Origin of the sequence: Enterococcus sp. DIV0703 (genome assembly GCF_051711065.1) — a bacterium.
Classification (GTDB): Bacteria; Bacillota; Bacilli; order Lactobacillales; family Enterococcaceae; genus Enterococcus_B; species Enterococcus_B hirae.
Genome location: NZ_JBIOLX010000001.1, coordinates 771516 through 792141, shown reverse-complemented (window position 1 = coordinate 792141; position 20626 = coordinate 771516). Strand labels below are relative to the sequence as shown.

Annotated in this window: 23 protein-coding genes and 1 tRNA gene; 6 read left to right on the top strand and 18 right to left on the bottom strand. The window is 37.0% G+C overall.

Features of this window, described 5'->3' with window-relative positions:
- Positions 1–9: 9 nt before the first annotated feature.
- From IGK81_RS03710 to map, 5 genes are all read right to left on the bottom strand, one after another.
- A complete protein-coding gene (locus IGK81_RS03710; protein ID WP_034698849.1) occupies positions 10–834 on the bottom strand; it encodes a glycosyltransferase in 825 nt (274 codons plus the stop codon).
- Positions 831–1631 carry a glycosyltransferase gene (locus tag IGK81_RS03705; RefSeq protein WP_010719748.1) on the bottom strand — a complete coding sequence of 267 codons (801 nt, stop codon included), beginning with the start codon at positions 1629–1631 and terminating at the stop codon, positions 831–833. Before IGK81_RS03705 ends, IGK81_RS03710 begins: the two co-directional genes overlap by 4 nt.
- Positions 1631–2761 (bottom strand): glycosyltransferase family 4 protein, encoded by a 1131-nt coding sequence (locus tag IGK81_RS03700; protein ID WP_010719749.1) that lies wholly within the window; start codon positions 2759–2761, stop codon positions 1631–1633. The genes IGK81_RS03705 and IGK81_RS03700 overlap by 1 nt, the downstream gene beginning before the upstream one ends.
- A 68-nt stretch (positions 2762–2829) precedes the next feature.
- A complete protein-coding gene (locus IGK81_RS03695; protein WP_010719750.1) occupies positions 2830–3753 on the bottom strand; it encodes a YihY/virulence factor BrkB family protein in 924 nt (307 codons plus the stop codon).
- A 26-nt stretch (positions 3754–3779) separates the two neighbouring features.
- Complete coding sequence (map, locus tag IGK81_RS03690) at positions 3780–4544, bottom strand: type I methionyl aminopeptidase (RefSeq protein ID WP_010719751.1); 765 nt, start codon at positions 4542–4544, stop codon at positions 3780–3782.
- Positions 4545–4702: 158 nt separating this feature from the next.
- Here map and IGK81_RS03685 point away from each other — a divergent pair, with 158 nt between their 5' ends.
- On the top strand, positions 4703–5143 hold the full coding sequence (locus tag IGK81_RS03685) for a flavodoxin (RefSeq protein ID WP_010719752.1): 441 nt from the start codon (positions 4703–4705) through the stop codon (positions 5141–5143).
- Between the two features lie 189 nt (positions 5144–5332).
- Here the strand turns inward: IGK81_RS03685 and IGK81_RS03680 are convergent, their stop codons facing one another.
- The gene (locus IGK81_RS03680) at positions 5333–5902 is read right to left on the bottom strand and encodes a TetR/AcrR family transcriptional regulator (protein ID WP_010738183.1); all 570 of its coding nucleotides are present in this window, start codon (positions 5900–5902) and stop codon (positions 5333–5335) included.
- Positions 5903–6160: 258 nt separating this feature from the next.
- Here IGK81_RS03680 and IGK81_RS03675 point away from each other — a divergent pair, with 258 nt between their 5' ends.
- Together IGK81_RS03675 and IGK81_RS03670 are read left to right on the top strand one after the other, a co-directional pair.
- Complete coding sequence (locus tag IGK81_RS03675) at positions 6161–7393, top strand: aminopeptidase (protein ID WP_010719754.1); 1233 nt, start codon at positions 6161–6163, stop codon at positions 7391–7393.
- Positions 7394–7710: 317 nt separating this feature from the next.
- A complete protein-coding gene (locus IGK81_RS03670; protein ID WP_081128588.1) occupies positions 7711–8106 on the top strand; it encodes a hypothetical protein in 396 nt (131 codons plus the stop codon).
- 61 nt (positions 8107–8167) lie between these two features.
- Here IGK81_RS03670 and IGK81_RS03665 read toward each other — a convergent pair.
- Positions 8168–8241 (bottom strand) — tRNA-Arg (locus tag IGK81_RS03665).
- 152 nt (positions 8242–8393) lie between these two features.
- Between IGK81_RS03665 and IGK81_RS03660 the strand changes: the two genes are divergently transcribed.
- Positions 8394–8558, top strand: coding sequence for a hypothetical protein (locus tag IGK81_RS03660; protein WP_010719756.1), 165 nt, complete (start codon positions 8394–8396; stop codon positions 8556–8558).
- A 155-nt stretch (positions 8559–8713) separates the two neighbouring features.
- Here IGK81_RS03660 and IGK81_RS03655 read toward each other — a convergent pair whose 3' ends face one another.
- The 11 genes from IGK81_RS03655 to sfsA form a co-directional block, all read right to left on the bottom strand.
- Entirely contained in the window at positions 8714–9895 is a 1182-nt protein-coding gene (locus IGK81_RS03655; protein ID WP_034698844.1) for a GNAT family N-acetyltransferase, read from the bottom strand.
- Between the two features lie 145 nt (positions 9896–10040).
- Positions 10041–10454: a DUF3284 domain-containing protein gene (locus IGK81_RS03650; RefSeq protein ID WP_034698841.1), complete on the bottom strand. Its 414-nt coding sequence runs from the start codon at positions 10452–10454 to the stop codon at positions 10041–10043.
- The gene (locus IGK81_RS03645) at positions 10454–10636 is read right to left on the bottom strand and encodes a DUF3188 domain-containing protein (RefSeq protein WP_010719759.1); all 183 of its coding nucleotides are present in this window, start codon (positions 10634–10636) and stop codon (positions 10454–10456) included. The genes IGK81_RS03650 and IGK81_RS03645 overlap by 1 nt, the downstream gene beginning before the upstream one ends.
- 27 nt (positions 10637–10663) lie before the next feature.
- Positions 10664–10885, bottom strand: a complete 222-nt coding sequence (locus IGK81_RS03640; protein WP_010719760.1) for a hypothetical protein — start codon at positions 10883–10885, stop codon at positions 10664–10666.
- 63 nt (positions 10886–10948) lie between these two features.
- Positions 10949–12406: a PTS sugar transporter subunit IIC gene (locus IGK81_RS03635; RefSeq protein WP_034698839.1), complete on the bottom strand. Its 1458-nt coding sequence runs from the start codon at positions 12404–12406 to the stop codon at positions 10949–10951.
- Between the two features lie 124 nt (positions 12407–12530).
- Positions 12531–12851, bottom strand: coding sequence for a PTS lactose/cellobiose transporter subunit IIA (locus IGK81_RS03630; protein WP_010719762.1), 321 nt, complete (start codon positions 12849–12851; stop codon positions 12531–12533).
- A 25-nt stretch (positions 12852–12876) separates the two neighbouring features.
- Positions 12877–13194 (bottom strand): PTS sugar transporter subunit IIB, encoded by a 318-nt coding sequence (locus IGK81_RS03625; protein WP_010719763.1) that lies wholly within the window; start codon positions 13192–13194, stop codon positions 12877–12879.
- A gap of 154 nt (positions 13195–13348) precedes the next feature.
- Positions 13349–16051 carry a sigma 54-interacting transcriptional regulator gene (locus IGK81_RS03620; protein WP_063626774.1) on the bottom strand — a complete coding sequence of 901 codons (2703 nt, stop codon included), beginning with the start codon at positions 16049–16051 and terminating at the stop codon, positions 13349–13351.
- Positions 16052–16115: 64 nt separating this feature from the next.
- Positions 16116–17405, bottom strand: coding sequence for a DEAD/DEAH box helicase (locus tag IGK81_RS03615; RefSeq protein ID WP_034698833.1), 1290 nt, complete (start codon positions 17403–17405; stop codon positions 16116–16118).
- Between the two features lies 1 nt (position 17406).
- Complete coding sequence (locus IGK81_RS03610) at positions 17407–18420, bottom strand: Gfo/Idh/MocA family protein (RefSeq protein WP_034698830.1); 1014 nt, start codon at positions 18418–18420, stop codon at positions 17407–17409.
- 16 nt (positions 18421–18436) lie between these two features.
- Positions 18437–19165, bottom strand: coding sequence for a DNA/RNA nuclease SfsA (gene sfsA / locus IGK81_RS03605; protein ID WP_034698818.1), 729 nt, complete (start codon positions 19163–19165; stop codon positions 18437–18439).
- A 161-nt stretch (positions 19166–19326) separates the two neighbouring features.
- On the opposite strand from sfsA, the gene IGK81_RS03600 reads away from it, so the two are divergent.
- Together IGK81_RS03600 and IGK81_RS03595 are read left to right on the top strand one after the other, a co-directional pair.
- Positions 19327–19719, top strand: a complete 393-nt coding sequence (locus IGK81_RS03600) for a DUF4828 domain-containing protein (RefSeq protein WP_034698816.1) — start codon at positions 19327–19329, stop codon at positions 19717–19719.
- Between the two features lie 247 nt (positions 19720–19966).
- Entirely contained in the window at positions 19967–20614 is a 648-nt protein-coding gene (locus IGK81_RS03595) for a metal-dependent transcriptional regulator (protein WP_010719768.1), read from the top strand.
- Positions 20615–20626 lie beyond the last annotated feature (12 nt).

Below are 20626 nucleotides of genomic sequence, written 5' to 3'. Positions count from 1 at the left end.
TCACACCCTTCAGTTTTCAGTAAATGATTGTAATGTCAAACGCCATATTTTACGATTTCTGACTGTTAAAAATTGTTTTACTGTACGTAACAATAATTGTTTTCGATGACGCGGTAACATTTCTTTATCATAATTTTGATAAAAAGTTTTTTCAGCTTTCAGTATCGACTGATACCTTGTAACAGAAACTTTCTGATAATCAAGAACTGAAAGATCATGTTCCATTTTTTCAGGTAAGATAAAAACCGTCTTTTTGAACTGATAGATCGTCCAAAAAAGCCAATGATCCAAGAAATCAAGGGGAAAATCTAAATTAAAACCGCCAATTTCCTTTAAAAATTTGATAGAAAAAACAGCGCCCGAATTAATCGCCATGATTCGTCTTTGACTGAGCTGTGATCGCTCAACCTTTTCAACTTGACGATTGATATAGCGATCCGCAAAAACAGGCGATATTTGGTTGCTTCCAGCATAAACCAACGGAACTGCTGCAACCAATTCATCTGTCCAATCAATCGTTAATAGCGTATCAAAATACGTTGCAGTCAATTGACTATCATGATCGAGTGTAACGAAATAGCGAATATTCTGCTGTGCATGATTCAACGCATAATTATAAGCCGTAGCCAGACCAGGATTTGATGGATCATGATAGTAGCTTATATCTTCGTTTTGTTCTAATAATGGTTCCAATTGCTTAACGGGACTATTATCATAAACAACCAGTTGAATCTTCTTCTCTTTGACAGCTTTCATGAGCAGATCAAAAGAAGGCGATTGACTAAAACGCTGCTGGTATAATACGATAACGACTACTATTTTGGGTATGGTCAAAAGAAAGTCCACCCCCACTTATTGAAAAATTTCACCATTGACTGTAAAAAGATACGAAAAAGTTTAAAATTGCGATGAGCGCCTTTTCCATATAAATGAACAATCGTATATAACGGCGTATAAAGGAGTTTTTCTCCTGCTTTTTCAAAAGTTAAGCAAAGATCATTATCTTCAAAATACATAAAATAGCGATTATCAAACCCGTTGACTTTTTTAAATTTATTGACATCAACGACCATAAAACTACCAGAGATCATACGCACGTAGCTATTGGTTGTTTCTGACAAATCATGGCATTCGAATTTTGCTAAACGTTGAGCAAACAACTGCTTGACAAAACGAGCCGGAATAAACCGCAATACATAATCGAATACATCTAATTTTTGGCGAATCAAATGTTGTGTCGTACCATCTTCATTCAATATTTTAGGTGCTAACATGGCACATTCTGGATGTTCCTGCAAAAGTTTGACCAAATCAACGACTGTCTGCTGATCCACCAGAATATCTGGGTTAAAGATTACAGCATAAGAAAAGTCACTCGTTAATAAATTATGGTTATGTCCATAACCAAATCCTTTATTTTCCTGATTAAAATAGATTTTGACAAACGGATACTTTAGATATTCTTTCAATCGTTCTTGGTAGTCAATCGACGAAGCATTATCGAAAATCAAGATCTCAACCATGGCTTGGTCATTTATGCTGGCTAGAAGCGTATCTAACGTTTGAAAAATCTTTTGACTATTAGCCGTTACGATGCTAATTAAAATCGGTTGTTTTTGATTTATTTTCATTAGTGTCTAGTCCATTTCCTTTTATATTTCTGTATGACTTGTGTTCGATATTCTTTATTGCCTAAAAAACGTAAAGTTTTAAGAATGTACTGATGCTTCTCGTTGATCAATCCAATCAACTCAAACAATAAAATAGCCGCAAATAGCATCGAAACGATCAAAACAATCGAACCGAGACGCCCAGTATAGTTCATGATCATGGCAGTAAATGAAAACATCAATGCCATAGCATAAATGGTCAAAACTGCTCCTTTATGCGTAAAACCTAGACTCAATAATCGATGATGTAGGTGTTTTTTATCTGCTGTAGAAAAAGAGACACGGTTCGCTTTTCTGCGAATAATCGCAAAAAATGTATCTGTTACTGGAACGCCCATCACAATCAATAATGAGATAGAAGAAACAAATGTTACATTCTTCAGACCTTGTAGAGAAAGAACAGCCATCATAAATCCTAAGAACAATGCCCCAGTGTCTCCTAAGTAAATTTTGGCAGGATAAAAATTATAAGGAAAAAAGCCAATAATGCTTGCCACTAAACAGAATATGACGATTGGTATGTATACTGTAGAAGCATGTAGGAAAAAATATCCGATAATACCAATTGTAATCAACCCGATCAACGAGATTCCGGTTGCCAAGCCGTCTAATCCATCAATCAAATTAATTGCATTAGTGATACCGAAAATCCAAAAAATGGTCACAGGAAAACTCAGCCAACCCAATTCGATATAACCAAAAAAGGGCAATGTTACTGAATCAATGTGAATATCTGCCACAAAATAGACGATCAACGCTGCTAATAAGATCCCGACGGACTTTTGTTTAGGCGTCAACTCGTATTTATCATCCAGTACTCCCGTTAGAATGATCACTAAGGAAGCTAGTAAAATAGGAATGATATAAAATTTGGGAATGATGTCACGAAAAAACAATAAGGTGGATACGACAAATGAAATAAAAATGGGTAGTCCCCCAGCTGAAGGCATAGGTATTTCATTAATACGTCGCGCATTCGGTTTATCCACCATTCCGGTTTGGACAGAAATAATTTTAAATATGGGCGTTAGTACTAAAGATAACAAGATTGTTAAAAAAAATTTGACAACCATACTAAATGAAACAAGCATATTGGCACCTACTTTAATTAAGAGTCTAGAATTATTATAAAACACTCAAGCAATAAAAACTCGCAGTTCTATTTTTTTTTATGAGAAAATTTATTTTTGAAACGAATCCACCATTTATTTGTAGAAACTCGTCTTTTCTTGATTTCGTTACCTGTTATGTATTCTTGCACAACAGCATTGATGATTCCGCCAAATATAATGATTGTAGCAGCAAAATTGAGCCATAGCATCAAGACGATGAAACTCCCGATGATTTGGTATCCACTGACTCTTGTTGCAAAGTATTTTGCGTAGATTCCAAACACCTGAGATAGCAACATCCAGCCGACAGTAGCAAAAATCGTTCCCGGAATCACTGCTTTTAGTTTTAATTGCGCATTCGGTACTATCACATAAATCAAAAACATAATGATAAATAAGACAACTAAGGTAATCGGCCATTTCAAAGTTTGGAACTGGATGATCACATTGCCAGAAAAATTAAAAATCGGTTGGAGCGCTTCAAGTATCATTTGACCCAGTCCTAAAAAAATCGTTACTCCACTAATCGCAATCATGAAAAGCAAAATCACTACTAATGAAAAGAAACGGACGATCAAAAAATTCTTTCTATTTTCTACACCATAAGCCTTATTCATGGCAATTTGTAAAGCGTTGATACTTTGACTGGCAGACCACAAAGCAGCTAAAGCAGATAACGACAACAAGCCACCGGAACTTTGCGTTAACAAATTTCGAATTGCAGGACCGATAAACTGATAGACCGTCTCAGGGATGATTTGCCGCACATAAGTCAATACTGTCTCTTGATCGATTTTTAGAAATGGCAAAATATTACCAAACGCAATAATTAGGGGAAATAAAGACAATAATAAATAATACGCCACAACAACTGACGTGGTACCCATTTCTGAATCAGTGATCCGTTTTTTTGTTGTTGCAATAAAACGCATTAAATTTTCGTTTTGCTTTATTTTCCCTAATAATTTCATCAAATTCTCCTTATTGATCTAGCTTCTCAATACGTACCTTCTTCACCTTGAGAAGTTAAGATTCTTGGTCCATCTTTCGTAATTGCCAGTGTATGTTCATATTGGCAAGACAAGCCACCATCTCTTGTATAAGCAGTCCAGCCATTTGGATCCATTTTCATTTTCCAAGTTCCAGTATTAACCATTGGCTCAATGGTAATAACCATCCCTTCTTTTAACCGTAGACCTTTTCCTGCTTCACCATAATGAGGGACAGCAGGTTCTTCATGGATCGTTGGACCCACACCATGCCCAATAAAGTCACGGACAACCGCTAAGTTTTCACTTTCAACATAAGTTTGGATAGCATGACCAATGTCGCCAATTCGGTTCCCAACTTGCGCTTGTTCGATTCCCAGATACAAAGCTTTTTTTGTCACTTCCATCAAGCGGTCAATTTCCGGTGTTGACTCTCCCACTACATAAGCCCAACAAGAATCAGAAATGCCGCCTTTTAAATCGATACACATATCCACTTTCACTAAATCGCCATTTTTCAGCGGTTTTTTACGTGGAAATCCATGACAAATTTCGTCATTGATGCTAATACAAGTCGCATACTCATAGCCTTCAAATCCAATTTGAGCCGCAATCCCACCATGGCTTTCAATATAGTTACGAACAAAAACTTCAATATCCCAACTCGTCACGCCTGGTTTGATAAAATCTCGCAGATTTTTATGTACATCCGCTAACAACGCGCCAGACTCAGCCATTGTTTCAATTTCTCGTGCTGATTTCAATGTAATCATATTTTCGTCTCCTTTTTACAAATCTTCCTCATTTTACCATAGTGTCCGGTCGTTCGCCAAATCAGATTCTCTTCACATGACTTGTTTTCTTTTAGTAAAGGTTTTGGTATAATCTGTAAATGTTAGAGGATCATATATCAATAAGTAGGAGGCAACCCATGGCTTTAGCAAAAATCGTTTACGCAAGTATGACTGGCAATACAGAAGAAATTGCTGATATCGTAGCAGAAGCTTTTGAAAATTTAGATATTGATGTTGAAATCAATGAGTGTACTCAAGTGGATGCAGATGAATTTGAGGATGCAGATATTTGTGTCGTCGCAACTTATACATACGATGATGGTGACTTACCAGATGAGATCGTAGACTTATATGAAGATTTACAAGAACTTGACTTGTCTGGAAAAATCTATGGCGTTTGTGGTTCTGGGGACACTTTTTATGATGAATTTTGTAAGTCCGTAGATGACTTCGATGCTGCCTTTGCGAAAACAGGAGCAGTCAAAGGAACAGAAAATGTTAAAGTTGATTTAAACGCTGAAGAAGAAGACATCGAAAAACTCGAAGCATTTGCTAAGGCGCTTGTTTCAAAATTATAGGTCAAAGCAGTCAGCTCACAGCTGAGAACTTTTGGCAAAACTTCAATTATTTGATAAAAAGAACGTGTGATGCTGGAGAGAGTTAGCGTCACACGTTCTTTTTATCATGTTTTTAGAAGCTTTTTTAATTTCAAAAAATCAATGTGTATGTTTGAGAAAGACTTTCGAGAAATACTTCAAGTAGTTTGTTTAATTCACTTGGATCGTTTCTTTCGTATTTAGCGTCGCATTGATGCTATCTTGGATCATTTTTTCAATTTGTTCCTTGGTCGGATGAATGATACTTGAAGACATCAGTGCTGCTAATCCTGTAGCGATGATCCAAATTGTGTTATGCAAAGACTCAATTTGTTCCGCAGATAGATCAGCATACTCTGGATCTTTCTTGACCGTCTCGACAAAATAATTATAAGAGAAGTTTTGCATCTCCCTTCCCCCACCATATTCTTCTAAGTACAGAGAACTGTATAATTTTTTCTCTCGATTGGCAAAATCAATATAGTTTACAGCTAAATCGATAATGGTATTTCCTGTATGTACAACTGGGAACACTTCATGCTTCAAGTACTCGTAAATCTGAGCAAATAAGGCTTGCTTCAGATCATCCATGTTTTTGAACTCAAGATAAATCGGTTGAGTCGAACAATTCATTTTATTTGCAATATTCCTTGCCGTAAATTTTGAAAATCCTTCTGTGGTAGCCACTTCAAAAGCGGCTGCCAAAATCTGATCTTTTGTGATCGTCTTTTTTCTTGCCATAATTTTTTAATCTCCTTGAAATTATTTATAACGCTTCCACCATTGATTAATTTAATTGTAACATGATTATTTTGTTATGCACAACTTGTTTTTTTATTTTTAAAAAATTACTTTAAAAACAATCAATTTTATAAATTTTAGACATCATTTAGAAGAACGCCCATTTTTTTATTTTACGATTCTGGCAGATTGTCTCTAAAAGAATTAAATGTTATCATACAAATAGCTATTGGATGAAACATTAGGAGGAAATGGATTATGTTAGAAAATTTTAATGAGAACCTCGAAAAATATGCACGATTAATTGTTGAAACCGGCGTAAACGTCGAAAAAGACCATACAGTTGTTTTACAAATCAACGTCGATCAAGCCCCATTAGCTCGCTTGATCACCAAAGAAGCCTATCGTTTAGGTGCAGCTGAAGTGATCGTACAATGGACGGACGACGTGATCCAAAAAGAATTTCTTTCTTACGCTGCACAAGACCGTCTTGAAACTGTTCCACAATATAAAATTGATCAGACTGATGATTGGATCGCTAAAGGTGCTAGCCGAATCAGTGTTGTATCTGCCGATCCAGATGCTTTTGGTGGCGTAGATGGAAAACGAATCGCTACGTATCAAACTGCCGCTGGCAAAGCAATGATGAATCTAAGAAAAGCGACCCAAGCAAATAAAGTAAGCTGGACTGTAGTCGCTGCGGCTGGTAAACAATGGGCAGCTAAAGTTTTCCCAGATTTACCAGAAGAAGAACAACTGGATGCGTTATGGGATCAAATTTTTAAAACAACTCGTATTTACGAAGAAGATCCTGTACAGGCTTGGAAAGAACATGATGAAAAATTAGCAAAAAAAGCCGATGAATTAAATCAAGAACAGTTTACTGCCCTGCACTATACTGCCCCTGGCACAGATATCGTCATTGGCCTACCAAAAAATCATCTTTGGGAAGGCGCAGGAAGTTACAACTCCCGTGGAGAAAAATTCATGGCAAATATGCCTACTGAAGAAGTGTTTACTGCACCTGATTACCGACGGATCGATGGTTATATCTCTAGTACAAAACCATTGAGCTATGCAGGTACGATCATCTCAGGGATGAAGTTTACTTTTGAAGCTGGAAAAGTCATTGATTTTTCTGCTGAACAAGGTCAAGAAGTATTGGAAACCTTGCTCAACACTGATGAAGGCGCACGCTCATTAGGAGAAGTAGCACTCGTTCCCGATCCTTCGCCAATTTCTCAATCGGGTATTATCTTTTACAATACGTTATTTGACGAAAACGCGTCGAATCACTTAGCTCTAGGATCTGCGTATGCCTTTAGTGTCGAAGGTGGTACTGAAATGACCGATGAAGAACTTGCGCAAGCTGGTCTTAACCGCAGCCAAACCCATGTTGATTTTATGGTTGGTTCTGACCAAATGAATATTGACGGTATCCGTGAAGACGGTTCTACTGTTCCAGTATTTAGAAATGGTGACTGGGCTTAATCTGATAAAACGATACAAAAAAAGAGGAGAAATCTTAAACGACCTCCAAAAGTTAGATTTTTGGTCTAACTTTTTGGGGTACTACAGACTTCTTCTCTTTTTTGTGATGATTATTTCTATTACAGACAACACTTTTCCCCGCTACTCACTGAAAGATGGTCGAATAAGCGATTTTTTGATCCTGTTGTTCAAGTTTTTTATAAAAATTGTTTATACTATCTATCACGAAATTCTATTAATACATTTTCTGTTTTTTGATAAGATTGACAAAAACAACATTTATTATTAAAAATTAGAAAAAATGATGGAGAGATAGTATGCCTTTTATTGTTTATTTTTTTGTCTTACTATTAACACTTTATATCCCTCTGCCGACTGTATTATTATTTTTTCATCGTTTAGCTAACCAACATGATATGCTCACGACTATTCACAAATTCATTTTGCTATTTTTGGTTTGTTTAGATTATCGGTTCAGTTTCTACTGTATTTATCAATGTAAAATAAAGAAACAATACTACTTGTACCTTATCTTGATTAATATTATCGAATTAGGCATCCATTTTTATTTACTGGTCAAATACCAAACAGTTTGCTTAACTATCATCACTTTGAGCCAGTTATTATTGCTTATTTGTATGTTTACCTTTCCTTTATCAAAAAAATTTAGAAAAGCTGTCTTTCACTCACCAGAAAAATCGAATGTAGCGTAGAAAACTATCTTGGTCCCACATAAACAAAAAAACCTGAACCACAACGGTTACAGGTTTTTAACGTTCCTGACTGGAATTGAACCAGCGACCTATCGCTTAGGAGGCGATTGCTCTATCCTACTGAGCTACAGGAACAAGTTCTCAATAGTATTATTTTAGCTTGTTTAGGAATCACATGCAAGCTTCTCTTAGAAAAATCATTTTTCTTCCTAAGCAAAACGTTTCCACTAGCTTTTGACGAGTGATAAAATAGAGTTATCTAACAAGTGATGAGGGAGGTTTTATTTATGAAAGACAAACCAAAAGAAGAAGTATATGCTGAACGCTTTGATGCTTCTAAACAAGAACGAGAACAACTATCAAAAGAAGCCATAAAACAGCATGAAGATGAAAAACCTCAGAAAAAAGAAAGTCGCAAATTCAAGTTTACCAAAAAAGAAGATTTGCTGTAGAGAAATGAGATAAATCAATGGCAAAAAGGCTAGCAGTTTTTCAGCATGACACCGAAAAATTCAAAATAGCATTTTATACGGTAACGCCCTCCAAGAGTTCGATGAACTTTTGGAGGGCGTTATATGTGTTCAGCAACAAACATTTTACGTTCATTTTAAAAATAATCATTTAGAATAGGTTGCTGACTTGGAAAGCATGGCGCCATTTCTAATAGAGCTTCAGTTGACAATTGGATGTGATTGTAAAAAACAAGTTCTTCCATCTGACGATACCCCATTAATAATTGAGTCATGCGTTGAATGGTTCCACTGATGGTTGGTAATTTTGTTTCTGTTACTTTTTCAATTTTCACCTCTGCATTTGATACAGTGATCTCAAAGATCCCTTCATTCCACTGTGCATAAGGATCATCTGTTACTTCTAAAGCAAAAGTGAGCGCTTGTTTTTTGAAAGGATAGTCTTTCAAAAACAACTCAAGATCAACAATTCTGCCCATCATATATGGCGTGATCGTCATTTGTGCAAAAGGATTTTTAAGCAAATAATTTTGATCACTACCTGAATAACCACAAGCATAGTCAAAAGAAGCAAACGCCCCACTATGGGAACTAACAAACCTCACTAATCCTTGAAAGGCTTCATGACTCAAATAGCCCCATTCCACTACTACAAATGTTGGTGCCGTTAACTGGTAAACCACATATCCCGCTGCTTGACCAGATTCATCGTAATACAGCGCATAATGATTATCTGTCTTTTGCTTAAACTTATAAGTATACCACCAGTCTTCTCTACTTAATCCACCACGCTGATTTGCTGGCATTTGTTTATAAATCATTTCTATGACTTCTTTTGCTTGTTCAAAAGTCACTCGTTTCATTTTGCCAGTTGTTTTTTTCACGTTTGGTACATCTCGACTATCCAATTGATAATTGATTTTATCAAACAATTGCTCATAACCGTAGCGACGATAAAATGGGTAAGAAAATGGAGCAAGATAAGAAAGACTTACTTTTCTTTCACGGCAATCTTTTAAGATTTTTTCCATGATTTGATTGATCCCGCCTTGTCCCCTAGCTTCAGGATAAGATGCTACATAACCGATTCCTGCCATTAAATACTGCTGCCCATAAAATTCAACAGAAAAAGGCGTCGCCATTACTTGGCTAGTGAGTTGCTCTTCCTCGTCAAAAAAACCATAATTCCATGAATTTTCAACGATCAGTTTGAATCGTTCACGTCTTGCAGGTGTATCCTGCGCATTAAATGCATAGGTTGCTAGTTCAAACATCGCTTCTTGATAAGCAACACCAAGTTCTTTTACTTCATTTGCCATTTTTGTTACCCCTTCCATCAAAAACAATAAAAAATTGTGTCAAGTTCAGTGATCCAACCATAGTCACTTTATCAAAATAAAAATGTTATTTCAATAAATCACTATTTAGCTGAATCAACTGCTTCTTGCCACAATTAGTTTTTTACTAGTAAGTTTCTTCGATCATTACTAACATTTTTTTGAAGCGACGTTTTTTAAAATACATCAACATCGTTCCTAAAATCATATCATTTAATTTTTGTAGCATCCCATATGATTGCATTTGTTCCGTATAACGTACTTCACAGGTTTTATCGTCTAACGGTTTAATTTGATAATGGACGACATAATCATTTTTTGTGGTAGATGTTCGAAATTTATACGACTGATTTTCAATAACTTCCTCGATCTTGATGCGAGCGCGGCTATTTTGTGAGAATTGTTTGACGTATTCAAGGTTTTTAAGTTGTTTACGAGTAACCGATTTTCCAGTCGCTTTACGTACATCAAAAAGGACAGAGTCCATCACTTTATCATAGAAAAAGGATGCTGGAATATTTAAAGTTTTAACGATTTCCATTAGCTATTTTTCCCCTTTGCTTCTTCTCTTTTTTTCCCTTTTAAAAAGAAATGTATACCTAAACCTGCCAGAAATAGTCCTGTAGCCATACTATACAAATCATAGTTTTGCGAACTAGGATTTAAACAATACAATACGATCAGTGAACCAATACTACATAAAAATAAGCCGTTTTTCATCATTTTGAACCCTTCCTATCTTACAACCAGTTAAACTGCTGTTGCTTGAAAATATAAAACAGTGCCCCATGGTTGTGCTTTGATTAATGCTTTTGCTTTTTGTGCTGCTGCTTCTTTATCTTGTGCGCTCGTCTCAAAAAACAATTTGATCCCTTGTTTTTCTTTAAATGTATATGAAAAGCCATCTTCATTGTAACCTTCTAATAACTCTTTGATAGCATCTTGTTGCATGGCACTTGCGATTGAAATCATTTTAGTTCCTCCTAGATTATTGTTTAGAGAGCAGAAGCAAAAAATGCTTCTGCTCATTGATTTTTATTGTTCGCCTGCTGCTGGATCCATCTTATTCGCTGAGATAACGAACGGTGCCCAGATCAAGAAAGTCACGATCATACATACTAATGTCACGATTGGCGCACGCCAGTCTGCTCCGGTAGCTAGGAACGAGAGTAAGAATGGTGGAACAACCCACACGACTGACTGCGATACTGGGGCGACCAAACCAAAGTAAGTTGCTCCCCAACCTATAGCTGTTGCAACAACAGGTGCTAATAAGAATGGGATGAACATGATAGCGTTCAATACAATCGGTAAACCAAACATAACTGGTTCATTGATATTGAAAATACCAGGTCCGATCGACAATTTGGCAACTGTCAAATAATCGGCACGTTTAGAAAGGAGTAAAATAGCAATCAATAGAACGATCGTACCACCAGAACCCCCGAACCAAGCGAAGGCATCAAAGGATCCACGAACCCACATATAAGCCTTACCATCTTCAATTGCATCTAAGACTGCAGGTGTTCCTGTTTTGCCATTGTAACCTTTTTGGAAAATATCGATATTGATCAATTGTGCTTGACCCCAAATTCCTTCTAAAACTGGAGCTAACACGTTTGGTCCATGAATACCAAAGAACCAGAAGATCTGAACAAAGACCGTAACGATCAAAACAGCACCGATCCCTTGAGATAATCCCAAGAAAGGTTCAGCGATATATTTTTGAACTAAATCAATGATTAATTGTCCGTCAGCGATACGACCAACGATATAATTAATAATAGCAATGACATATAAAGCGATCGTTGCTGGCAGAATTGCGGCAAAAGCCTTCGATACTGCTGGTGGTACAGAATCTGGCATTTTGATCGTAATGTTGGCTAACATTAATTTACAGAAAATAATGACAGAAATAGCACCCATAATCATGACTGTGAAATAAGAGTTCCCATTTAAATGATCAAGTTTTAGCCAACCCCAAAGACCAACAGATAAATTTCCATCCGCGATCGTTGCCCCTAATTCTGTTCCATTGATGGCATCAACGATATTTTGCGGAACATTCACGTTCAAAGCGGCTGACAATGAAGGACCAAAAGAAATTCCTTGGATCAAAGTTGCCAGACCAACGATCCCTCCGGCTAGGTCATTGACCCCATAAGCTCTCGCAAGATTGTATCCCCAAGAAAAGGCAAAAATCAAGCCGGCAATTGCTAAAGTTCCATTCCATACAAATCCATTAATTCCAATAATAACATTTAATACTGCAAAAATTCCTTTGTCCGCTGCTAAACTATCTGCATACGTACTATTAAATTGCTGTGGTAAATCTCGAATAATTGCATTGATCATTACAGCGACTGATCCCGCCATTGTTGCAGGTAAAGTACCGATAAAAGCGTCACGCAAAGCAACTAAATGTTTCTGCGCGCCAATTTTTGCGGCAACCGGAAGGATGTATTTCTCCATCCAACTTGTTAATCCGTTCATTTTAATATCCTCCTATAAGTTGTTTATATAAAGAATTGCTTCCTCATACCAAATTAAAAAAATCCGTTCAAAATTTTTTCTTCTTCCGTTCAAAAAAGAAGGTTCTATTTTCGTTCATCTGTCTTTATTCGACATTGATTCTTCGGTAAAGTTCAATAAGTTCTTCTGCTAAATCAGTAAAAGCAATCGACGTCATTAAATGGTCTTGACTGTGTACGGTCAATAACGTGACCTGAACATGGTTTCCTTGTGCTTCTTGTGTCAACATTTGCGTCTGTGAATGATGGGCTTGGACTAATGATTCCTTTGCATCCATTATTTTTTGATCCGCTAACTCGAAATTACCTTTTTTAGCCGCAGAAATCGCTTCCATTGCATCGCTCTTGGCATTACCACCAAACATGATGAGTCCCATGATGGCTTCGAGATTTTGTTGATCTTCCACATTTTTTCCTCCATTTCCTATAGATTTATTGCATCAAATTTTCGGCTTGTTCTAGTACTTTTGCACCATTCATCATGCCGTAATCTTGCATATTGATTACATCTAGCGGAATCCCTTTCGGTGCTAATTTTTGCTCAAATTGAGCTTTCATAAACCGGACTTGAGGTCCTAAAAGTAAGACATCGACATTTTTTGCTTCAAGATTATTATCAGCATCTGAAGCTGAAACAGCAAAAATATCTGCCTCCATTCCCTTTTCTTCTGCAGCTTTTTGCATTTTCGTAACTAGCAAACTTGTACTCATTCCCGCAGAGCATACTAACATAATCGTTTTTTTCGCCATTTTCTCCACTCCTTTTAATTTGTTTTACACATTTTTATAATGCAAGAAGCATGCCAAACAAAAAAAGAACCAAAATAGCGTTTTCATAGCCTTTGGTCCTTCTTTTCTGTGCGCACACTGGTGATATCTGTGTAAAAAAATAGATTAGTGTGTTTTATTTTTTAATTTTATTTTCAATAAACATTTGTGTTAAGAAGGCAATCTCATTTTCTGGGATATTCACCTGATATTTCCGTTCCAATCCAATAAGATTCGTTCGAACGATGTCCATTTCTAAACGATAAATTTTTGAGAAAGTAGACAGATTCTCAAATTCTCGGGTCTTCTCATGCTTGATCAGTCCATCCAGTAAAAAGGCTAAATGAATCACGATCCCAATATCTACTCCTGGCTCTACTATAATTGAGAGATCCGTTTGGATTTGCTGGATGTTTTTTTGTAAAGAATGGATCAAAAGCTCTACCGAAGAAATCGAATTTAAAGAATCTTTTAATGAATCAACGATTTTGGCAGTTGGAACTTCATCATCAGCGATCCGCTTGAGCATATTCAATTTCTCATCGTTGAAGACATCATACGCTGAGAAAAACGGAATATTTTGGTAATCCACATCTACCGTGCCCGCAATGGCTTTGATCTCATATTCTTCTAATAATGCATCAATGTGTCGCTTAAATGATTCTCGTTCTAAAAACTGCATTTGGATCACTTCGACCTTTTTCTGGTCGATTACAGGAACAATCCGTTGGTATAATTTAGCTGCTACACCTTCCCCAGTAAAACAAGTAACGATCACCGCTTTTTTACGTTCATAGGTCTCAGTTTGTTCTTCTTTGAATTGGTCCTTGACGATCGTTTCAAAGGAAATCTGGATACTTTGATAGATATCTTCCAAGCTCCGCCCAACATTCGCCATCCGTAATGCCTCAATCACGATCATCGTACTACTCATTGTAATTGCTTTCGTTTTGATTCCAGTCTCTTCAAAAATCAAGTCACCAAAGGTATTTAAAGAACCCATATCCGTCAGTAAGATCAATCCATTCGTCAGACTTGCCTGACGATTTTGAACATAAGCCAGCACTTCTTCATACATCGTTTGGACTTCCATGGCTAACGGCATATTAAATGCTGTACCTAATTTCGTTCCTAATAATTCTTGCGCCATTTCCAACATACTTGAGGCGGTTTGTCTGCCGTGCATCAAAACTAGGACCTCAACTTTATTTTCTTTTACTGGTTCACTTTCGCCAAGATTAATGGAAAGAAACATACTGATAAAACCAATTTCGTCAAACGGAATTTCAATTTGTTGTTCTTCTTCAATGATCGTAGATAAATCAATGGCTACTTGAAATTCCTTTTTAAAATTTTTGCGTACGTTGTTGAGATCAGGATGAACAATCATGTGTCCTTCTTTGACCCGATCCAATGTACTTTGCAAATGAAGGGCAAAGGCAAATCGAGCTTTTTCATTGTAGATTCGATCCAATCTAGCTTCTGCAACATCGTATAACTCGTTGGTTAACCGCCAAATATCATCTGGCAACAGATCTTTTGGAATCGTACTCTTTGTCAACTCTTTGACATAAGTTTGGAAATAAGCATCCACATCTTTCGAGATCAAAGTTTCTAAATCAATACTTTCGACACCCGTTTCTGATAAAGAAAGCATTTTTTCTTCGATATCATTATAGACCTGCATGTTTCGTTCTGGATCTTGTGACCAAACAACATCAGCAAAACCAGGCTCAAAAGTCAGGTATTGACTCTTACTATCCATAAAGCGATCCAAACGTTCAGGTACTTCTTTGATTTTCAACAACCCTTTTTGTACTTGGAGAGACAGTTCTTCTTTACGAATGATCAGTTTTTCTTCATTATGTGTCCGATAATGTAAAAATGACTTCGCACACACTAATTTCAAATCACGCTTGACTTGTCCGATATTTCCTTCTGCATCATAAAGCATAAATGCCAAAATGGCTTCTTTTTCGATATCAATACGTTGATTCAAACGATTGGCTTCTTGTTTGATAAATAAAGAAATGATTTCATAACGTTCATCTAATGAACGAGAAGCCAGATTTGGTAATGTGATTGCCATAGGAATTCGGCGATTAAAGGTTGTCAAAAAACTTTCGGATGACTCGGTGGTTGCTCCAATGATCTGAACAGATGCTTCATGGACGTGGGCGCTTTCTCCCAACGGACGATAGACCCCTTTATCAATAAAAGTAAACAACATTTCTTGTCCTTCTGGTGGTAAACGATGAATTTCATCAAGAAACAAGATCCCACCATTCGCTTTCGCAATCAACCCTTGACTATCTTGCGATGCCCCAGTATAAGCTCCTTTTTTGATTCCAAAAATATGTCCAAACAGTAACTGTGGATTCTGCGCATAATCCGCACAATTAAAGGAAACAAAAGGTGCATCTTCTGAGAGCATTTCAGAATCAATCGCAAAATGATACATACATTCTGCAAACATCGATTTACCCGTTCCTGTCTCACCAAAAATGATTGTATGCAATCCTCGAGGAGGATATAATATGGCTGCCTTAGCTTGCTGGATGCTTACTTTCAAAGAATCATTTTCACCAACTAGTGTATCAAACGTCACTTGGGTCGATGCATCAACGTGAACTTTGTCAGAGGCTGTTTTTTGCGGAGGCAATGAATAGACGACTGGTCTGCCGGAACTTTTGATAATATAGCGGTCTTTATAGAGATCGCTGAGATATCGACTTGCATTACTTCGATCGATTTTTAGATGTTTTGCCACATCACTTGCCGTCAATCCTTGCTGGTTCTCATGCAATAGATCCAATATTTCTTCTTGTCTTTCGTTCATACAATCCCCCACTATCCTCAAATAACGCTGATTGCGTTTTCAATATAATAACACAAAAAGGCGCTTATTTGCGCCTTGCTCCTTTATTTTTCTGCTTTTTTTGTTTGTTTTTAAGCTTTTTCTTTGGCGTACTATTTTTTTCAACTTGTTCTTTTTTCGAAGGACCAAATGGAGCAGTTTTTTTTGTGTTTTTGTCATTGGCTTCTTCTTTTTGTGAGAGTTCTTTTTGTGGCAATTCTTTGACTAATTGTCCACCATGAAGAAAAATCTCTTCCATATCAATCGCCATATGACGTGTTAATTTTTTCAACTCTTTAACTGTATGATCTTGCACAAACGTGATCACGGTTCCGTCTTTCCCCATCCGTCCGGTTCGCCCTGAACGATGCAGATAAGCTTCTTCCGTTAAGGGAATTTCGGCATTCACAACATAAGGTAATTGTTCGATATCTAATCCTCTGGCTGCTACGTCAGTCGTGAACAACATCGTGATTTTTTTATTCTTGAATTGATCAAGTGCTGCTTTACGTAACAATTTATTTTGATCGGAAGCTAAGCTGCCAACTGAAACACCACGAAATTGTAATTTTTCTTCCATTGTCCCTAATTCATTGAGTTGGTTGAAAAAGACTAGTCCATGAAAATCTGTGACATAAGCAAGCCGTCTCAAATACTCTTCTTTTTTACGAGGTGGTATCCTTAAATAGTAATGTTGCTGACCTTTTCTAGAGTCATCGTCTTTTGTGACATCAACAACTGGGATGGAAGCCTTTGTGATTTCTTCAATTTTACTGATTGAGCGATCAGCTGTTGCTGAGAAGAATACTAATTGATAGTCCACAGGGGCTTGTCGCAAAATTTGTTCCACTAATGAACGATTCCCCTCATCAAACAATTGATCTGCTTCATCAAAAACAATCGTTTGCAACTGATGAGCTTTTAATTTTTTGGTCTTCATCAATTCCAGCACCCGTCCAGGAGTTCCTACTAGCACTTCTGGTCGTTTTTTCAAACCTTCGATCTGCCTTTTGACGTTAGCTCCGCCCACAAGTGATTGGACTTTTAATGCCAATCCTTTTGACCACTCACGAGCCACTTCTGCGACTTGAATTGCTAATTCTTGCGAAGAAACAAGGATTAGTAAAGTACTTCCCCCCTCTTTAGGGACATTCAGCAGCAAAGGTAAAAGATAAGCTAATGTTTTGCCTGAGCCGGTTGGTGAAATACCAATAATTGATTCTTTTTCTTTAAGCGGTTGAAAAACAGCCTGTTGGATCAGAGAGGGTGTTTGAAATCCCATTTCCTGCCATTTTTCTTGCCAAGCTTGTGGAAAGTTTTTTACAAATTCATTCATTTTAAAAATCGTCCTCATTATCGGCATCAAATTTGATGCCACCATTTATTCTAAGATCGTAAACTACTTGGTTCACATTGCGAGCAAGTTCGATCCATTCTTCATATCGTAATCCCCAAGCTGGATCGTTTGGATGATTGATCACATTGGCAAAATCAGCTGCCTCTTCTGCCATGGGATTTTCAGCTGCGGTAATTGCTAATGCATCAATTTCCTGATGTTCTCGATCATGGAACTCTGCTTTTTCAATCGCATTGACCCCATTCATGACTAATGTTCCTGAATTAAAGTAGATTTCTGAAGGTAAGTAAGAATCACCGATTTTACCAGGTTGAATCGTGACATCAAAGGTCTCATAACGCAAGATCCCCCAACCTAATCCATCAACACCAGTTGAGATCTTTCGTGGGAAATAGTGAACTTCTGAAGGCATCCCAAACCATCCTATCGTAGCATAAACGAGATAAACGCCCAGATCCATCAGCGCACCACCAGAAAAACGGGTAGAGAAAATATTTGGTACTTCTCCTGCTAGTACTTGATCGTAACGAGAAGAATATTTCATATAACTAAAGTTGGCACCGAGGATCTCATCTTTCAATGGAAGATAGTCAGCAATTTTTTTGAATCCTGCTTCATGGATGTTTCGTGCAGCTTCAAAAAAATAAACATTTTTCTCATTCGCTAGATGAATGATCTCATCCATTTCTTTAGGCGTACTAAATGCCGGTTTTTCAACAATGACATTTTTCCCTGCTAAAATGCCTTGTTTTGCTTGTTGAAAATGTAGGCTGTTAGGCGAAGCAATGTATACCGTATCAAGATGTTCCAGACCAAAAAAAGTTTCTAAATCTGTCGCATAGGCAATATCTCCCTCATACTTGTCGCCAAATTCTTGTGCTTTTTCTAAATGTCTCGAATAAACTGCTGTTAATTCATATTGTTTCGTGCTTAATGCTGCTTGCACAAATTGATGGGTGATCCAGTTGGTACCAATAATTCCTAAATTGATCATTTCATTTACCTTCTTTCTATTTATTCGGGTCTTCAAACGATGCCTCTACATCAAATGGTATGACTTGTTTCAAATTGACACAATCCGCTGTTACCTGACAATTATAGGCTAAAACATTCACGCCGTTTAACTGTCCGTAGCGTATGATATTGGCTAACTCCGGTTGCATTGCTTCGTTGATTGTTGCCAGATGAAGGTGTTCAAACTGTGCGATAAACAACACGTAAGTTTCATAGCCTTCCTGTCGCGCTTCCACTAATTCTTTCACATGTTTTAAACCTCGTAACGTTGGCGCATCAGGAAACGCCCCAATTCCTTTATTTTCTAAAGTCATTCCCTTTACTTCGACGAACACTTTTTGTCCTGAATCTGTTTCTAAATAAATATCAAATATGGACTGTCGATAGCGGACTTCACGCTTGAACTTAACGATTTTTCCGATCAACGATGGCAACTGGATTGTTCCAGATAAAATTCCTTCTAATGCCAAACGGTTGGGAAGTTGACTATCGATATTGAACCAGTTATCCCCTTTTTTCACAGCAATTAAATCATAATCTGTTTTCCGTTTTAAACTAGGTGTATATGCAACCGCTACTTTCGCTCTTGGTAGAAGGACTTCTTTACCTCTTCCAGTGTTTTTCACATGGGCTACGATCACTTCTCCTTGTTGGTTCAAGCAATGAGCGATGAAACGATTCGGTCGTTCAATAAAAAAAGCGATTTCTACTTGCTGGTACTTCAAAAACGGTCACCTTTCTTCCTACTATGTATCCTACCATAATTTCACAAAAAACTCTTGAAAAACCAGTCGAAAGTCCTAGAGAAATCTTTATTTTTTTTAGGTACAATGAAACTGACAGAAAATGATCGTTGGAATTAAAAGAGGTTAGGAGTGACAGTCGTATGATACGTAAAAAAACACTTTATGGAATCCTTGCATTTTTTGCTATTTTATTTGGAAAATTCTTTCTGAAAAAGAAACAGCCAACCACCAAAGACTTTGATCCAACGCAATATCATGGAACCTGGACCTTTATAGATAAAAATCAACAAAAACAACAACTACTGGTCACAGAAACGTTTGATTTATCTATCAATGGTCGCTCCTTAGTAACGGAATTGGTCGAACTCACCCCTCAGCAACTCGTCTTGCGAGATCAATATGGTTTTTATTTGATCCTATCATACAGTGATACGACCTTTTATGATGAATCATCCGATACTTCTTATACGTTGACAAAACAAAATAGTTCCTCAAAAGAGGGTGTGACAAGAGCGGCTAACTCTGAGAAATAAGTCGAAGAATTTCCAAAAATCTCCTCCTGTTTTTGGAATTCTTCGGCTTATTTTTGATAGAGCCACTTCTTGAACGACTTTTAGAGCAAGTCCTATATCCCAAACTCTTTTCATTCCCTTCATCATTGATTTACCTTTCTGTATTTCTTCGTTTATTTTACGTTTTTTGTCTAGAAAAATAGTCATTTGATGTTTTTTTTGATAAACTTACTAATGATGGTTTCATACCATGAAAGGATGATTAAACATGACACCAAATCGAGAAGATTACTTGAAAATCATTTTGGAATTAGGCGGAGACACGACAAAAGTAAATAATAAACAAATCGTTTCCAGTCTTGCTGTGTCCCCAGCTTCTGTTAGCGAAATGATTTCCAAACTTGTGAAAGAACAACTCGTTGAGCATTCTCCTTATCAAGGAGTTCAACTTACGGAGACTGGCTTACAAAAGGCAAGTAGTTTGATTCGCAAACATCGTTTATGGGAAGTTTTTTTAGTCGAACATTTAGATTATAGCTGGAACGAAGTCCATGATGATGCTGAGGTGTTGGAACATGTGACTTCAGAACAACTTGCTGACCATTTAGAAGACTATTTGAATCATCCTATGCACTGTCCACATGGTGGAATTATTCCTAAAAAAGAACAAGTGGTTCATGAAGAACGTAGACAAACATTAGAGTCTTATCCAGTTGGTTCTAAAGTTCGCATCGCTCGAGTGTTGGATGAAAAAGAACTATTGGACTATCTTGTGACGATTGACTTAAACATTGATGAAGAATATGAGATTGTAGATGTTGCCGCATATGAAGGACCGATCACAATCCAAAATCAACAAAAGAAAATCCCTGTCAGCTTTAAAGCAGCCAGTACGATTTTTGTCGACAAATTATAAAGGAGTACACCC

Coding starts and splice junctions, on each gene's coding strand:
- IGK81_RS03705 (WP_010719748.1), bottom strand. CDS start 1,631: ATGAAAATAAATCAAAAACAACCGATTTTAATTAGCATCGTAACGGCT.
- IGK81_RS03700 (WP_010719749.1), bottom strand. CDS start 2,761: ATGCTTGTTTCATTTAGTATGGTTGTCAAATTTTTTTTAACAATCTTG.
- IGK81_RS03695 (WP_010719750.1), bottom strand. CDS start 3,753: ATGAAATTATTAGGGAAAATAAAGCAAAACGAAAATTTAATGCGTTTT.
- map (WP_010719751.1), bottom strand. CDS start 4,544: ATGATTACATTGAAATCAGCACGAGAAATTGAAACAATGGCTGAGTCT.
- IGK81_RS03685 (WP_010719752.1), top strand. CDS start 4,703: ATGGCTTTAGCAAAAATCGTTTACGCAAGTATGACTGGCAATACAGAA.
- IGK81_RS03680 (WP_010738183.1), bottom strand. CDS start 5,902: ATGGCAAGAAAAAAGACGATCACAAAAGATCAGATTTTGGCAGCCGCT.
- IGK81_RS03675 (WP_010719754.1), top strand. CDS start 6,161: ATGTTAGAAAATTTTAATGAGAACCTCGAAAAATATGCACGATTAATT.
- IGK81_RS03670 (WP_081128588.1), top strand. CDS start 7,711: ATGCCTTTTATTGTTTATTTTTTTGTCTTACTATTAACACTTTATATC.
- IGK81_RS03660 (WP_010719756.1), top strand. CDS start 8,394: ATGAAAGACAAACCAAAAGAAGAAGTATATGCTGAACGCTTTGATGCT.
- IGK81_RS03655 (WP_034698844.1), bottom strand. CDS start 9,895: ATGGCAAATGAAGTAAAAGAACTTGGTGTTGCTTATCAAGAAGCGATG.
- IGK81_RS03650 (WP_034698841.1), bottom strand. CDS start 10,454: ATGGAAATCGTTAAAACTTTAAATATTCCAGCATCCTTTTTCTATGAT.
- IGK81_RS03645 (WP_010719759.1), bottom strand. CDS start 10,636: ATGATGAAAAACGGCTTATTTTTATGTAGTATTGGTTCACTGATCGTA.
- IGK81_RS03640 (WP_010719760.1), bottom strand. CDS start 10,885: ATGATTTCAATCGCAAGTGCCATGCAACAAGATGCTATCAAAGAGTTA.
- IGK81_RS03635 (WP_034698839.1), bottom strand. CDS start 12,406: ATGAACGGATTAACAAGTTGGATGGAGAAATACATCCTTCCGGTTGCC.
- IGK81_RS03625 (WP_010719763.1), bottom strand. CDS start 13,194: ATGGCGAAAAAAACGATTATGTTAGTATGCTCTGCGGGAATGAGTACA.
- IGK81_RS03620 (WP_063626774.1), bottom strand. CDS start 16,051: ATGAACGAAAGACAAGAAGAAATATTGGATCTATTGCATGAGAACCAG.
- IGK81_RS03615 (WP_034698833.1), bottom strand. CDS start 17,405: ATGAATGAATTTGTAAAAAACTTTCCACAAGCTTGGCAAGAAAAATGG.
- IGK81_RS03610 (WP_034698830.1), bottom strand. CDS start 18,420: ATGATCAATTTAGGAATTATTGGTACCAACTGGATCACCCATCAATTT.
- IGK81_RS03600 (WP_034698816.1), top strand. CDS start 19,327: ATGATACGTAAAAAAACACTTTATGGAATCCTTGCATTTTTTGCTATT.
- IGK81_RS03595 (WP_010719768.1), top strand. CDS start 19,967: ATGACACCAAATCGAGAAGATTACTTGAAAATCATTTTGGAATTAGGC.